The sequence below is a fragment of the Coriobacteriia bacterium genome (genome assembly GCA_013336165.1).
Taxonomy (GTDB): Bacteria; Actinomycetota; Coriobacteriia; order Anaerosomatales; family JAAXUF01; genus JAAXUF01.
In genome coordinates, this window is the sequence record JAAXUF010000006.1 from 98,578 (window position 1) to 114,369 (window position 15,792).

Here is a 15,792-nt window from a genome sequence, read left to right on the forward strand (position 1 = left end):
CGGCGGTGGAGACGTGATCGTGAAGAACGGGACTCCCGACGCCGAGAACCCCGGAGCAGCAGAGCTCGCAACCAGCGCCCTGCTTCTTGAAGCATCCCGGGCTCTCGCGATGTGGACCGAACCCGCTCGCACGCTCCAAGCGCTCGCCGACATCATGCTGAAGGCAACTCGACACTCTCGCGTGACGGTGTACACATGGCACGAGGAAACCCTGAAGATGCGCGTTGACGCAGTTGCGGGCTCCTCGCCCCTTCCTCTCGGCATGGAGGTCGACTTCGACGACTTCGCTCCCGGCACGCGTGCAGCCCTCTCGGCACAAAGGACGGCGTTCGTCGATCTCACGAAGGTTCCGCCGGAGCAGCGGCCCATAGGGGAAGCTTGGGGTTATTGCGACGTTCTGGCGGTTCCACTGGTCTTCGTCGACCGGCTCGTGGGGATGATCGGCATCGACAACGTCGGGACGCATCGGCCGTTCACCGAACGCGAAATCAAGATCGCCGAGGGTATCGCCGCACAGGCTGCGGCGGCAATCACGAACGCCGGGCTCTTTCAGCGCCAGCGCGACGAGCTTGCGAACACACGGCTGCTGCAAGACGTCGCAGTTGCCGGAGCCGAAGCATTGAGGATTGGGGACGTCTGTAACCGAGTGCTTGAGGAGTTGCACGAGCATCTCGATCTCCAGCTTGCTTCGATCTTCCTGCTCGATGCGCAAGCGGAGCACCTCATTCTGACGGCCTCCATCGGCTATCCGGAAGAAGTCAAACAGTCGATTCGGCGACTCCCCGTCTCCGATGACTCCAACATCGGACGTCTGGTCGTCCACCAACTCGCGTTCCTGACCCACGAGCACGGCTCCGATCCCCCGGGCGCACTTGAAAGGATCCGGCGTCTCGGCCTTGAGGCCTCACGCTGGATCGCCTTGCCTATCAAACACGGAAACGACCTGCTCGGTGCGGTCAGCCTCGTCTTCCCGAAGAGGAGTTCGTTCCGGGAGCAGGAGATCGATCTCTTTCGAGGCGTGGCCGCCACCTTGGGAAGCGCAGTCTCCAACGCCCAGCTGTTCGAGGCCGAGCGCAGAGCACGCGCTCGCGAGGAGGTTCGCGCCTCGCACCTTGACACGCTCAACGCTATCGCCGCCGCGTGTCTGACGTCTCTCAGTTCCATGGAACTCGCAGGAGAACTCCTCCCGTTGATCAAGGGGCGCATCGGCTTCTCCTCGGCGACCGTGCGAGTGCTTTCCCCCGGGGGCGGCTCTCTGGTCTTGTTGGCGTGCGACGGAATCTCCCCAGAGGAGGTTGCCGAGCCGATCGACCTTTCCGGCGATTGCGTGATATGCGACGCATTCCGGACCGGGGAACCCATCATCCAGAGCACCGGAAGCGAGGTGGTTTCCGGATACGCATCGCAGACCCCCGACGCTCCCCGGGATGGTACCCGCGCGTTCGCCGTCCTGCCGCTCGTGGGGCCATCGCAAACGATCGGCATGCTTACGATGTCTTGGCGGGGGCCGCGCGCATGGCCCGATGAGAGAGTCGCGTTCCTCGGCTCCGTGGCCAATGAATTCGCTGTCGGTCTTGAGAACGCGCGGCTTCACGAGCGCGAGCGCGAGGCCGCCCGGCTCGCGGCCGCCTTCGCGGAGATCAACAGCGCGGTGCACTCGACTCTCGACTTCGACGAAATCGCTGACCGGGCGTTGACCGAGGGCGCCCGAACCCTTGGCGCCGAGAATGCAACAATCGCGATGCGCAGCGAGGCTGGCTTCCTGCTTTCTCACGCCTACGGCCATCCCCAAGCCAGTGCGGGCAGCTTCGTCGCCGACACTCCAAACAACTCCTACTCACTCGCGTTGCGCCTCAAGAAGACAGTTGCGATCGACGATGTCGCCGGAGACCCCCGCGTCAGCGATGCCGTAGCGCGAGAGCGTTGTCCACGATCGATCATCTCGGCTCCGCTCATCACGCAATCAGCGGGGTCAGCTCTGCTCAACTTCAGCTTCAGTACCAAGACGCATTCCTTCACGTCGGCAGAATGCGATTTCGTTACCAACGTCGCATCCTCTCTCGCGCTGGCGCTCGAGAATGCGAGCCTCTTCTCGGCAGAAGTCCGGGCTCAGTTCATAGCCAAGGAGGAGCTCGACCTCTCGAACCTGCTCCTACAGGCCACAAATACGCTGTCGTCCTCAATCGATCTGAGCAGAATCACTGAGGCGCTCTGCGACGTAACGTGCAGGACTCTTCGGATTGGCCGCGCCCGTGTTCTGCTGTTCGACGCCGAGCACGGTGTGTTCCGCGTCGCAGCCTCCTGCTCTTCGGGAGATCCGATCGACACCCCAACGCTCAGATGGGACGAACTCCCCGCGACTCTTCGGGATTCTGCGCTACGAGAGCCTAAGGCACCCGTCCTGATCGACTGCGAGAACGCGTGTCTGCCTGAGATCGAGCACGTCGTCACACCGCAAGACAGCATCCTCCGCGGCGCGTGGGTGCCGATCCGGACCTCGGACAAGCATCTGGGTTTCGTGGTCACAGACGAACCCGGGCAGCGCTACGACTTCTCCGAACGTGATCTCGAAATCGCATCGGCTTTCGCATCGCAGGCCGCCGTCTCAATCCAGAACGCCTTGCTGTACCAGACCGAGCACCACATAGCCGAGACACTGCAACATGCGTTGCTTGAGGTACCCGAGCACATCCTTGGCCTTGAGCACGGAGAGCTCTACCGGTCGGCGACCGAGACTGCCCATGTGGGCGGCGACTTCTACGACCTCTTCGAGATCGATCGCGGGCGTATCGGCGTCGCTATCGGCGATGTGTCCGGAAAGGGACTGGACGCCGCGTCGTTGACGGCAACGGTCCGCAACACGCTCCGCGTGCACGCGCTTGAAGGCCTCGCGCCCTCAACCGTGGTTCGCAAGACGAACGATCTCCTGATCCGTTTCACTCCCATCGAGGTATTTGTGACGTTGTTCTTTGGCATCCTCGACACACGGACCGGCGCCCTGTCTTACGTTGTCGCAGGGCACCCGGCGCCGCTCGTCATGCACGGCAGCGGTGACGTGGACGAACTCGCCGGGGGATCCCCCATAGTTGGTGCGTTCGAGGGGATCGCCTTTGAGGAGCACGCCGCCACACTCCGGTGGGCCGACACCCTCCTTCTGTACACCGATGGCCTCGCGGAGGTGCGCTGCGGCGCCGAGCAGTACGGGATCAGACGCGTTGCGGCTGCCCTCACCGCGAACCATGCCGCGTCCGGCGACTTGGCTCGGCTTGTCAGGCTCGTATGCGCTGACGCCCAGGCTTTCAGCGGCGGAGCACTCAATGACGACATGGCCCTGATGGCGATCCGGCTACAACACGGCCCCGAGTGAATCTGACGCCTTTACGCCATGCCCGCACGCAGGTACCATTACCATTCGCGCGGTTACTGCTGCGGTTTTTCGGAGAGCTGGCCGAGTCGGTCGAAGGCGCTCGCCTGCTAAGCGAGTAAGGGGGTAAAGCCCCCTTCGAGGGTTCGAATCCCTCGCTCTCCGCCATTGACATGTTGCGTCCTGCGGACCGCCATTGACAGAGCGGTTCACTGATGGCAGGATACTTTAGCCCCGAGGGGCGTTTGCGCCGTTAGCTCAGCTGGATAGAGCGTATGACTACGAATCATAAGGTCGCAGGTTCGAATCCTGCACGGCGCACCACAAAGATCGCGGACCGGAGGGCGAACCCCTCCGGTTTTTCATTTCCAGAGACAATCCCTCTCCAGCCGGAACGCCGTGCCCTGACCCGTGGAGTACGATAGTCGCAGCACTTTGGGATCGCATCTGAAGCGAGAAGAGGCGCCATGGGCCTGCAGGGCAAAGTCGTCGTGATCACCGGCTCGACTCGGGGAATCGGCCGCGCAATCGCCGAGGAGGCCGTGCGCGGCGGTGCGACGGTAGTCGTCTCTTCGAGAACGTCGGAAGCTGTGGCGAGAGCCGTTGCCGAGATCTCGGCGGCTGCCGGCTCCGGCGCAACCGTCTCAGGCTTTCCCGCCGACGTTTCTCGCTGGGAAGACGTCGAGGCTCTCAGAGACAGCGCGCTCGCGGCCCACGGCCGCATCGACGTCTGGATCAGCAACGCGGGCGTCTCGAATGGCTACCGGCCGCTCGACGAAGAGAGCCCGGAGGAAATCCGCAACCTCATCGCCACGAACGTGACCGGCACGCTCTACGGCGCGCGGGCGATGATCCCCTACTTCCGCGCGCACGGCGGCTACCTCATGAACCTGTGCGGGCGCGGCCGGAAGGGCGAGGCGACCCCGTTCACCGCAGGCTACGCCGCCTCCAAGGCTGCGATCGCTTCGATCACACGCTCCCTTGCCGCCGAGAACAAGGACTGCCCCCGCGTCTCCGTCAATGCGCTGGTCCCGGGGATGGTGGACACGGACTTCTACGCCGACGTGAAGACGAGTCCGCGCCTGGCAAGCACTGTCGGCAACATCCGACTCGCGCTCGACGCCTTCGGCACGCCAGTGGCCGAGGTCGGCCGCCGAGCGGTCGCACTCATCGCCGAGGAACCGGGGGCCGCGACCGGCAGGATCTTCACGATGCTCTCGGCGAGGCAGATGATCACGGGCGGCGCGAAGATGGCGTACTGGGGGATGACCGGGAAGCTGGCGCGATAGACGCTGTCGCCCGTCCATCCCGCAGAGCAGGGCCCCTCAGATGCCGGGGCCCTGCTTTCGAATCGCTTGAATCTTGACGACATGTTGTCGTCACCGAGGTCTACTTCTTGGCATCCCACGCGGCCAGTGCAGAAGCGCTCCGGACCGCGAGACGACCTGACGCAAGGGCCTCGCTGACGTTTCCTCCGCCGTTGTACAGGAAGGGATAGATGCACCCAAATTCACCGGCTCCGTAGAGACGCTTGATGGGATTGCCACTGGTGTCGACAATCTCACCTTTCGCACTCCGCTTGGGGCCACCTTGGGTGTTCAGGATGCCGTACTTCAGCTCCATGGCATAGAACGGACCGGTGATCGGCTGAAGGGCGAACGGCTTGATGACAGCGGTCGGAGTCGTCGTAGCCACCGATCCAGTCGCATTCATGCCGCTGAACGTGTCGTAGACAGCCTCGCCCCGGTGGAAATCGGGGTCCTTCTGGTTTGCGACATACCCGTTGTAGGTCTTGACCGTAGCAGCAAGGGCCGTCGGATCGATTCCGATCTTCTTCGCGAGCTCCTCAACCGTGGCGGCTGTCTGGAAGACGCCTGCATCCAGATACGTCTTGTTCGCGACCGCAGCTGTTGCCTTCGTATCAGCGAGGAATCCGCCAATGGTCGACATCCAGCCAATGCCAGTCGCAACTGGCGGAAGAACCGGTATGTTGGCGAATGACATCGACCCGAAAATGACATAGGCCGGGGTTGGGAGAGGCAAGTTGATGTACGTTCCGCCGAAGTCGATCTTGCCGTGCCGGTTCACGGTGTAGGCCTCTTCGTACATGAAGCGCTTCCCGTTGGGGCCCACGAAGATGTTGTCCTTCAGAGGAACCTGGCCAAACGACTGAAATGAGATACTGTTGTTGTCCTTGCCGGCCGCAAGTCCACCGAGACCGTTGCCGGAGATATTGTTCATATGCCATAGCTTGGCCCCAAATGGCCCGACCATCTGGAATCCGTCACCCTTGTTGTACGGAGTGCCGAACGGATGTATTTCGGGATAACCCGACATGATGTTGTCCGCCAACATCTTGGGATTGTTCTCAAAGCCGCCGCACGAAAGCACGACGCCCTTCTTGGCCTTGATATACACCTTCGTGCCATTCTGGTCCGCTATGACGCCGAGTGCTTCATTTGTGTCGGGATCTCGCACGAGGTCCGTGCCGCGAGTGGAGTACATGACTTGGAAGCCGAGCGTCTTCTCCTGGGACTTGAGGAAATTCCAGAGGGACGACATCCCCATCACGCCGCCGACATCGTAGACCTTCACCGAGGTGCCTCCGGCTATATTTTGGAACTCCGGGCTGAATGCGGCAATGGTCTTCATGTCCGCCCCAAGACCCTTCATCCAAGGCAGGTTCTCCACGATTGCCTCGGACCATGCCGTGACGAGTTCCGGTTCGACGACATACCGGCCATTCAAGGCTGTCTGATACGTGGCCGCGTCCTTGGCGTTATCCGGAATGAACATCAATTGGGCGCAGACGCGAGTGTTTCCGCCTTCCTGACCCTCAGGCGCAGCATCAAGCACGATGACTGAACCTAGGTTCTCCTTCTTTGCAGTAATTGCCGCCGCCGCACCTGCGGCTCCGTAGCCAACCACGACGAAATCGGCCTCGGCATCCCACTTCGCCGGGATCCATGATGGATTCTTCGTAGAGCATCCAACGAGGCCCGCAGTTGCAGCGACCGCCGTTACGGCTGCGGCGCCCGTGAGAAAGCTCCTCCTCGAAAGCATCGTGCTCTTCTCGTTCAGATTCTCTGAGTCCTTCACTTCTTCATCCTCTTCTCGGTAGATCGGCAAGTACTTAGTTGTGGCATGTCCCACACTCGAAGACCTCGGCGTGGTGGCAAGACAAGCAGTACATCTTCTGATTCGTGGCCTTGTGCATCGTGTGACAACTTGTGCATGTCATTTCTGCGTCTACGTGCGCCTTGGTCAGTGTGGGAGCCAAGTGCGGGTTGACCGTTGTCCCCTTCGAATCCGTCAGTACGGTGACGCCTGCGGTCTTCTTTGCCAACTCGGCAAGAGTAGTGTTGTGACAGGCGGAGGATAGGCAGGTCGTCTGGTCCACCACCGTCTTGGTGAGCTTCGTCGGCATCACGCTCTCTGATGTCACACCAGCATGCGCGCTCTTGAGTCCCTCGGCGTCGACGTGACAACTCATGCATTTCACACCCGCAGTCGCGTGCGTTGCGCCGAGCATGATGGCGTCCTTGGACGACTTCAATTCAGCTGCATGGCAGAATCCACAATCCGAATCCGGACTCCAAACGACAGTCTGATCAGATCCTTGGTCTGTCGAGCTCTTGCTGCTCCCGCAGCCAACCAAGAGGCCGAGCATCAACGCGAAGATCAGTACTGGCAACAAACGAATGGCCCACTTAGTTGTGTTGTTCATCTTCAGTTGTTCACCTCCTTGTGCTTCCTTGGGGGTCTCCCTCACTCGGTCGCCCCCCTAGCGTTGCGTTACTTTTCCGCAGAACAGCCTCCTCTCCTCTGAACTCCTCCGAACCGGAGTCTGAACCGTCTTGCCAACCCCGACGGCAGTCTCGGCCTCTGGCATGAGGCTAGGGCGAAGAGCATCAGAGAACATCGAACAAAGGATTTGATCTTTCGGTTCGCAACGATATTCCGAGTAATCACAATGTGATGAGCCGGCCGAGGGAATGAGGCGCATGTCGGCCAGCGAGAGCTTCAGGAGAGTCTGGAAAAGCTCTGAGCCCGACATACGGCGTCGTTGACAGATCGACGGACTCTGTCATATTCGTAGGAGCTGAGGCATCAGATGACCCGCTCGGAACCGCTACAAGACTGCGAGTCTCAAGAACCGGAACACACCGTGGTGTACGTCCTGCCAGGAGACCACATGCCCGATGACGCAAGACCTAACGTTTTGGCGCAGCTCCCGGCGGATACGGCCTTGGTTCTTGGAGCCAGCTGTTATTGGGCTTGGAATCTCATAGGACAGGGCGGTTCGCTACATCTCGCCACAGAGGGCTCTCTTGGAGTGGGCTCTTATATAGGGGCAAGTGCTGCCACAGTCGTCGCCCTCTCGTTGATATCAGGCTTGTTTCAAAGAACTCCCGCTAGGAGACGTTTGGCATTGGCAGTGATCGCCCTGTGCTTGGTCGGGGCCCTCATGCCGATACTTGCTCAAGGACTCGGCTGGTCCGCCCAGGCACTACTCGTGACGGCCAACCTAGCAAGGACTGTCGGAGGGAGTGGCCTATTAGTGTTATGGGGACTTCAGTTTGCCCTGATGGACACCGACCGGGTCATTCGTGCCGTCTCATTGTCGAGCCTGCTAGCGGTAGCCATCTTCGCCTTAGGAGTCAGCGGCTTGCCCTACATGGCGTCTGTCTTATTCGCAGGCCTACCCCTCTTGTCGGCCGTGTTCTATCTCTCAGTTCGCCCGGTACTTGCCGCGCAGCAGCCCCGACCTCTGCGGTACGCACCTCGCCTAAGCTTCTACGGTACGCGAGCCCTGTTCGGCTCGGTTATCGGACTGGTGGCCGGTCTCAATTCCTTGCGCGGATATGAGACTCTGGATCAGACATCACTGCGGCCTCTGGCGCTTGGCATAGGGTGTCTTCTTCTCCTGACCCTTGTCGGTCTGATCTCCTTTCCAAGTCGCTTTCGACTCGACAACCGATATCTTCCTGCCCTGCCTTTGCTGACTGCGGGGCTACTGCTGATTACCTTTGCAGGGACCAATTTCAACTTGGTATCTCGGGTGGCCGCTGCGACAGCTTGGCTTTCATGGATAATCTTGTCTTCAATACAACTGTCGGGCCTCAAGCTCAAACTTGGCATGCCCGTAACGACACTCTCGTTCTCCGAAAAATCGACAGTCGTGGTTTCGTGGCTCTTGGGATTCTTCGCCAGTTCGACCGCCGGTCGATGGCTTGCGCCAGATCTTGACTATGCCGTGTTGCACAGCACGACCTCCATCATCTTCGCCTACGCCGTCGTACTCGTCGCGACCTTCGTTCTAGGCAAGTACTTCATAGAAAACGCGCCTCTGTTGACGACTTCGACAGCTGAGGACCTTCATACGCTCATCTCTCTCGCCGCCCAGAGAATCGCCGCGCAGTTCCGCCTCACACGGCGAGAAGAAGAAGTGCTCGTTCTCCTGGCCAGCGGCCGCACTAGACCCTATATCGAACGAACCCTCATGATCTCCAGCGGCACAGCGAGAACGCATATCAACCACATCCATCAGAAACTCGGTATCCACAAGCAGGAGGAGCTGCTGGATCTCGTCAGGAAGTACAGCAGCACAGAGGGACCGCATCGGACCGACCCGGCACGAGATTCGAGACTTCCGACCTGACGCTCGAGGGTCTTCGTTGCGTCGCCTACCGCCTCGGCCCGCCCCCCGGCCCCAGCCCGTGTCCGCCGAAGGCGTTTCTGAGCGCGGTCAGCACTCGTCCGGCGTAGCTCGGAGCCTCGGCTGAAGTCTCGCGGAACTTGAGCGCGTCGGCGATCGCGGGAACCGGCACTCCCAGCTCCTCGGCGGCCTCCACCGTCCATGCACCCTCGCCGGTGTGGCCCACGACCCCGCTCACGCCCTCCAGCTCGTCACCCAGCTCCGAGTACGCCTCCTTCAGCCAGCCGACCAGCCGAGACTCCACAACGCTGCCGTGCTGGTAGATGTCGGCGACGTCTTCGAGATCGAGGCCGAACGGCGAGGCATGCAGCACCTGGAAGCCCTCGGCGATCGACTGCATCATGCCGTATTCGATGCCGTTGTGGACCATCTTCACGAAGTGTCCCGCGCCATGGCCCGGGAAGAACAGGTAGCCGCCCACGACGGAGACGTCGGCGAACATCGCCTCGTGCGCCTCGAAGACCTCGCGGTCGCCGCCGATCATGAGCGACGCCCCCCGCCGGGCCCCGTCGGGTCCACCGCTCGTGCCGCAGTCGAGAAAGTGGACGCCCGTCTCGGCGAGACGCTCCGCCCGAAGCGCGGCGTCGCTGTAGCGGCTGTTGCCGCCGTCGATCACGGTGTCGCCCGGAGCGAGCAAGCCCGCGAGGGCGGCCTCGCCAAACAGCACCGCATCGACCGGCGCGCCGTCCGGCAGCATGATCCACACCGTCCTCGGCGGCGCCAGTGCGGTCACAAGGTCGCGTAACGACGCTGCCGGCAGCAGCCCGTCGGCTGCGAGCTCCTCGGCGACATCATGGTGGCGGTTCCAACCCACGACCTCCCAGCCGTGCCCGATCAGGTTCAGCGCGAGCGCCGAGCCCATCTTGCCCAGTCCCACCACTCCCGCCTGCCCTCGCCGAGTATGCAGGGACAGCTTCGCGTCCGCCCGCATTACGATGTCGGCGGTGCCGGCCTCGTAATGCTCGAGCGGCACCAGCCCAGCCTTCCAGCCTTCGATGATCGGGTCGATGAATCTCCAGCCCGCGTCGACTTCGCGCGTCGAGACGAACAGTGTCTGGTCGCCGCGCATGGCGTCGAACAGAAGCTTCGCGTACTCCTCGACGTACTGGGCCTTCTCCTCCTTCTCGTAGAGGAAGAACGAGAACGTCCGCTCCTCGACTTCGTCTTCGAATCCCGGCTTCTTCGCGAAGAACGTGATCTCGATGCGATCCTCCGGCTCGAGTGTGAAGGTCACGCGGTTGGTGCGCGGCTGATCCGGGTCGCACATGCACTCGGCGGGGTGCTTGAACGTCACGACGATGCGCTTGCAGGCCTCGCCCATGCTCTTGCCGGACTCTATGGCCACCGGCACACCGGCCCATCTCGGCCCGGCGAGGTGCGTGCGAACCTGAAAGTACGTCTCGGTGTCCGAGCACGGCGCCACGCCCGTGATCTCGCGGAAGCCGCCGTGCTGCGCGCGGAACGTGTGCTCGGCGACCTCGCCCGGCGTCATCGGACGCAGGCTTTCGATGAGCGTCGCCCGCGCCTGACGGATCGCCTCGGCATCGCCCGACCCGGGCTGCTCCATCGTCACCAGCGCGAGCATCTGCAACAGGTGGTTCTGCCCCACATCGCGCAAGGCACCCACCGTGTCGTAGAACGCCCCGCGCTTCTCGGCGCCGATCGCTTCGAGCAGCGTGATGTCGATCGCCTCGATTGCCTGCCGGCTCCATTCGCTCTCGAAGAGGTTGTTGCCGAAGCGGAAGTTCATGATGCCCTGCAGCATCTCCTTGGCGAGGTAGTGGTCGATCCGGTAGATCTGCTCCTCGCGAAACAGGCTGCCAAGCAGCGTGTCGAGCTCCCGCGCCGTAGCCAGGTCGTCCCCGAACGGCTTTTCCACCAGCACCCTCGACCAGCCGAGAAGATCGCTGCATTCGTCTGCCAACCCGCTTCCCGCGATGCGGCGAAAGATCGTCTCGTAGTTGCCCGGCGGCACGGCGAGGTAGAAGAGCTTGTTCGCGCACACGCCCCACTCGTCCTGGATGCTCCCGATGCGTTCCTTGGTCGCGCGGTACGACGCCTCATCGTCGAATGCACCGCGCTGATAGCGGAAGAGCGCGAGGAAATCATCGACGTCGGTGCTCTGCGCGTCGGGCGCGCGCTCGGCCAGGATCGCGCGGACGTGGGACTGCAGTTCGGCATCGCCCCACTCTCGGCGCCCGAAGCCCACCACGCACAGGCGCTCGGGCAGAAGCCCCCGGTTGCGCAGGTGGAACAGCGACGGCACTACCTTGCGGGCCATCAGGTCACCCGTCGGCCCGAATACAACGAGAATGGTCGGAGAAAATTGCCGTACTTGCGACATGTGAGATCCCTTCCCACCCATGGGCGGCCCCAAAGCGTTACGCTTCACTTAAGGATTCCCTTTTGACGTCAACAAGGAGCGGTTTTCGTTGTCCATCATCGATGTTCATGTTCATGTCTGGCCCGACAAGATCGCCGGCAGCGCCGTGCCCTCCATCGAAGCGGCGGGCCAGCTGCGCGCACGCTACAACGGCACGCTCGCCGGCCTCATCGCGGAGATGGACCGCACCGGCGTCGACATCTCAGTGGTGCAGCCGGTGGCCACGAAGCCCGGTCAGGTGTGCTCGATCAACACGTGGGCAGCCGAGATCGACAACCCCCGCCTCGTGATGTTCGGCGCCATGCACCCCGACTTCGAGGATCCCTCCGCCGAGATCGCCCGCATCGCGACCCTCGGCCTGAAGGGCATCAAGCTGCATCCCGAGCACCAGTCGTTTACGCCGGACGAACCGCGCCTGGACCCCATCTACCGCGCTGCCACCGAGCACGACCTCGTCGTGTTCTTCCACGCCGGTGCCGACGAGATCCATCCCGGCATCCACGGCACGCCCGAGGCGTTCGCGACGATGCTCGACCGCCATCCCAACATGCGCGTCGTTCTAGCGCACATGGGCGGCTACCGCGTGTGGGATGGCGTCTCACATGTACTCGCGGGCCGCAACGTCTGGATCGACACCGCATACACGCCGGGTTATCTCCCCGACGACGACTTCGTCGCGCTCATCCGCAAGCACGGCGCCGAGAAGGTGCTCTTCGGCTCCGACGGCCCGTGGACCGACCCCGCCGCCGAGATCGCTCACCTGCGACGCCTCCCGCTCGCACCCGAGGAGATCGAGGGGATTCTCGGCGGGAACGCAGCGCGGCTCCTCAGGCTGTAAGGAAGAGCCCCGACCCGGAATGACCGGATCGGGGCTCTTTGCGTCAGTGAATGCCGCGAACTTAGAGTTTCGCGACGTACTTGCCCGTGACATAGCCGAAGGTGTAGCAGCGGCCCAGCGAGAGGCCGAACACAGTCAGCGGATAGTCGACGCCGCCGTAGAAGCCGCCGCCCTGGTTGCCCACCGAGAACAGGCCCTTAATCGGCTTGCCATCGGCGTTGAGGCACTGGCTGTGCTCATCGACCACGAGGCCCGAGCAAATCGCCGAGACGCGCAGGTGACGATGGATTCCGTAGAACGGAGGGGTCTTGATCGGCTTGAGATACTCGGCCTGCTTGCCGAAGTCGAGATCCTTCCCGCCCGCAACGAGATCGTTGTAGCGCTTGACCGAAGCCGCGAACTTCGTTGGATCGATCTTGAGCTTCGTGGCCAAGGCCTCTAGCGTATCAGCCTTGTACGTGCCGATGAAGCCTTCGAAGACGCCTTTGCGCTCGACCTTCTCCTCCGGCATGTAGACCTTCATGCCCTCGGGATCGACCAGCCTGCCCGGCCACGTGGCAGCCTGGGTCATGTAGGTCGAGTCAAAGATCTGCGAGTACCAGCCTGCGTTTTCCTTCTGCTTGAGATAGTTGTTCAGGATCGACATCTCGGCAGTCTCGTTGACGAAGCGCTCGCCGTTCTGGTCGACAGCCAAGAAGGGCATATCGCACATGGTTGAGGGACCGGCATCGAAGTCATGGAGCATCTTGGTGTGGCCGATGTTCTCGATCACGGCGCCAGCCCAGTAGCCCATGATGTGGCCGTCACCGGTCTTGTTGAGTTGCTTGCGCTCGTAGTTCTTGATGTCAGGCAAGAAGTAGTTCGACATCTCCTCGTTATTCTCGTAGTCGCCGCAGGCGAGAATGACGCCCTTCTTGGCACTGAACTTGGTGTAGGTGCCGTCGCTTGCTTGACCGATTACGCCCGTAACCGCCCCTGAGCCGTCGAGGACAAGCTGAACACCCTTGGTCGAGTAGAAGAACTCAACCCCCGCTTTGGCTGCCGTCTTGGCAAGAGCCTGCATACCGTCGCCGGCAGTGTACGGCTTGGGGCCGAAGAACGAGGTGACGTAGTTCATTGAATAACCGTTGACCTTGAGAATCGCGCCCTGCTGCAGGTTGGCCTGATCGATGACGGTGGCGCCACCCTCAAGAGACTTGGCGATGACCCACTTGACAGCCTCACCGGAGTTCTTCGCCCAGACCTCGAGAAGCTTGCGGCTTGCGCGGTGATCGTTGTCTTTGATGCACCTCGCGACAAGGGCCTCAACGCCTGCCGGGTCGCTCTTGGCAAGATCGATGCCGGTACCAGAGTTGCCCTGGCTGATTACTTTGCTCTCTTTCTGAAGAACCGCAACCTTGGCTCCAGCCTCGAGGGCCGACAGAGCGGCAGGAACGCCGGATGCCCCAGCGCCAACGACAACGACGTCGAACTCCTTGGTGGCCTTGATCTGACTGTCAGCAATGGCTGCGGGCTTGGCAAGGAATTTCAGCGTCGCGCCGCCGTCGGTGCTGGTAGCGAGCGTAGTCGCGGCGGTACCCGACTTCGAACTGCAGCCGGCGAGGCCGACCACGCCGGCTGTCGCGGCGACTGCCGCTGCGCCGGTGATGAAGCTGCGGCGCGAAATCCCTGTCTCGAGCGCGTGCTTGGTGTAACTATCCAATGCAGTTCCCCTTTCGGTAATCGGATCTCCCGATCCGATGGCAAGAGCTGCGCACCCTTTGCAGAGTCACTCCCCGGTTTCTCCCTCCGGTTGCAGCTGTGCAGCGCGCAGCGATAGCGTCCCACCCTCTCAGGCTTCAGACATCAGCCCTTTCCCCGATCGCATGGTCTATCTTCATAAACTCTCCACATAAACCCCTCCGAGAGCACGCGATCTGCGACAAGGGCTACAATGCTCGGGTATCTCGATCCTTGGGTTCACCGCGTTGTCGACGGCAGTCGTGAATCGGAGTGGCTGCAATGCCCGATTACCCGCCAGACAAGCTTTCCTCGCACGGCGAGGCTCTTGAGGAGTCCGCGGCACGAGGGTCGGGCTGGTTCGCACAAATACCCAAGGTGCCGCTGTTCTTCCTCGGAATCGGCATTTACCGGGCCTGGATCGAACTCGTCTACGTGCGCCCTCTGGTGAACTTCCCTACTTGGGATGTCGCCGGTCATGACGTGTTCGATCTCGCGATGGTGGTCGTGCTGCTGCTCTGCGCGGCTCTATCGCGAAGGCTGGTCCCCATTTCCGAGAAGCGTTGGGTGCTGTGGTCAACCGGCGCCCTCATGGTGGCAGGCACGATCTTGAGCTTCTGGTCGATATACGACCCGGCGATCGCCACATGGGCGGCCTTCCCGGGAGCTATAGCCGCTGGAGTGGGCACCGCCGGCATGATCCTTCTGTGGTCCGAATTCTTCGGTTGCCTCAACCCGACCCGCGTAGCTCTCTACTACTCGCTCTCGCTTCTGTGGGGTGCGTTTGTCGTACTGGTGATGAAGGGGCTCGTGTTTAGCTACCTCGCCATCTTCACCACCGCGCTGCCGATCCTCTCGCTCATATGCGTGGCAATGAGTTTCGGAGCGATTCCGGCGGCGGATCGGCCCAAACGCACGTGGGGCAAGTTCTCATTTCCATGGAAGCCTGTGGCTCTTATGGCGGTGTATGCGTTCGCACACGGCCTGAGAGAAAGCGCTCTGTACTCGGAGTCGGGGCCCCATTCATCATGGGGGGTCGTCGTAGCTGCTGCCATCGTCGTAGTCGGTGTCCTGTCGCGGCACGAGAGTTTCGACTTCGCCATCATCTACCGAGTCGGGCTTCCGCTCATGGTGGGAGGCTTGCTGCTTGTGCCGTTGTTCTCGGGCGTGGGCACACACGTCTCCAACTTCTGCGTCGCCGCGAGCTACACTTCGTTCTCAATCCTGATCATGCTCATCCTGAGCAACATCACGTACCGCTATGGGGTCGGCGCCGTATGGCTTTTCGGCATCGAGCGGGGCTTCCGGGCTCTTGTGATGTGGTTCGGCCGGATGACCAACAACCTGTTCGACGCGATCGGTCTGTCTGCGAACACCCAGTCGGCCGTCATCTCAGTGGCGGTCGTTCTGCTCATCGTCGCATGCACGATGATCTTCCTCTCGGAGAAGGAGCTCTCGTCACGCTGGGGAATCACGCTGCTCGGCGGAGAGAAGCGTGACGATCAACTCGAGGAAAAGAACCGCGTGGCAAACCTGTGCGTGAAGTTGGCCGCCCAGCACAACCTCTCCCCCAGAGAGGCCGAGGTGCTGCAGCTACTGGCGCTCGGAAAGAGCATCGGCGACATCGAACGCGAACTCGTGATTGCGAGAGGCACCGCCAAGGCGCACCTCGGGCATGTGTACGGCAAGCTAAACATACATACGCGAAACGAGCTCTTTGAGATGCTCGGCGTGAGCGCCGAGACACTCGGGCGGTAGATCCGATCACA

Annotated in this window: 9 protein-coding genes and 2 tRNA genes; 7 read left to right on the forward strand and 4 right to left on the reverse strand. The window is 61.8% G+C overall.

Translation table 11 applies throughout. From position 1 onward, the window contains the following. Positions 1-19 precede the first annotated feature (19 nt). From HGA39_06175 to HGA39_06190, 4 genes are all read left to right on the forward strand, one after another. Positions 20-3,367: a GAF domain-containing protein gene (locus tag HGA39_06175; GenBank protein NTW28932.1), complete on the forward strand. Its 3,348-nt coding sequence runs from the start codon at positions 20-22 to the stop codon at positions 3,365-3,367. A 71-nt stretch (positions 3,368-3,438) separates the two neighbouring features. After that, positions 3,439-3,532: transfer RNA gene (locus HGA39_06180), tRNA-Ser, on the forward strand. 79 nt (positions 3,533-3,611) lie between these two features. Then, positions 3,612-3,688, forward strand: a tRNA-Arg gene (locus HGA39_06185). 143 nt (positions 3,689-3,831) lie between these two features. Beyond that, the gene (locus tag HGA39_06190; GenBank protein ID NTW28933.1) at positions 3,832-4,653 is read left to right on the forward strand and encodes an SDR family oxidoreductase; all 822 of its coding nucleotides are present in this window, start codon (positions 3,832-3,834) and stop codon (positions 4,651-4,653) included. Between the two features lie 100 nt (positions 4,654-4,753). On the opposite strand, the gene HGA39_06195 is transcribed toward HGA39_06190, so the two are convergent. Both HGA39_06195 and HGA39_06200 read right to left on the reverse strand, forming a co-directional pair. Next, a complete protein-coding gene (locus HGA39_06195) occupies positions 4,754-6,463 on the reverse strand; it encodes an FAD-binding protein (protein ID NTW28934.1) in 1,710 nt (569 codons plus the stop codon). A gap of 34 nt (positions 6,464-6,497) precedes the next feature. Continuing rightward, positions 6,498-7,091, reverse strand: a complete 594-nt coding sequence (locus tag HGA39_06200; protein ID NTW28935.1) for a hypothetical protein — start codon at positions 7,089-7,091, stop codon at positions 6,498-6,500. A gap of 705 nt (positions 7,092-7,796) precedes the next feature. On the opposite strand from HGA39_06200, the gene HGA39_06205 reads away from it, so the two are divergent. After that, positions 7,797-9,026 carry a response regulator transcription factor gene (locus tag HGA39_06205; protein NTW28936.1) on the forward strand — a complete coding sequence of 410 codons (1,230 nt, stop codon included), beginning with the start codon at positions 7,797-7,799 and terminating at the stop codon, positions 9,024-9,026. A gap of 25 nt (positions 9,027-9,051) precedes the next feature. Here the strand turns inward: HGA39_06205 and zwf are convergent, their stop codons facing one another. Continuing rightward, complete coding sequence (zwf, locus tag HGA39_06210; GenBank protein NTW28937.1) at positions 9,052-11,427, reverse strand: glucose-6-phosphate dehydrogenase; 2,376 nt, start codon at positions 11,425-11,427, stop codon at positions 9,052-9,054. A gap of 88 nt (positions 11,428-11,515) precedes the next feature. On the opposite strand from zwf, the gene HGA39_06215 reads away from it, so the two are divergent. Beyond that, positions 11,516-12,304, forward strand: coding sequence for an amidohydrolase (locus HGA39_06215; GenBank protein NTW28938.1), 789 nt, complete (start codon positions 11,516-11,518; stop codon positions 12,302-12,304). A gap of 61 nt (positions 12,305-12,365) precedes the next feature. Here the strand turns inward: HGA39_06215 and HGA39_06220 are convergent, their stop codons facing one another. Then, entirely contained in the window at positions 12,366-13,970 is a 1,605-nt protein-coding gene (locus HGA39_06220; GenBank protein NTW28939.1) for an FAD-binding protein, read from the reverse strand. A gap of 335 nt (positions 13,971-14,305) precedes the next feature. On the opposite strand from HGA39_06220, the gene HGA39_06225 reads away from it, so the two are divergent. After that, entirely contained in the window at positions 14,306-15,781 is a 1,476-nt protein-coding gene (locus HGA39_06225) for a helix-turn-helix transcriptional regulator (GenBank protein NTW28940.1), read from the forward strand. Positions 15,782-15,792: the final 11 nt, after the last annotated feature.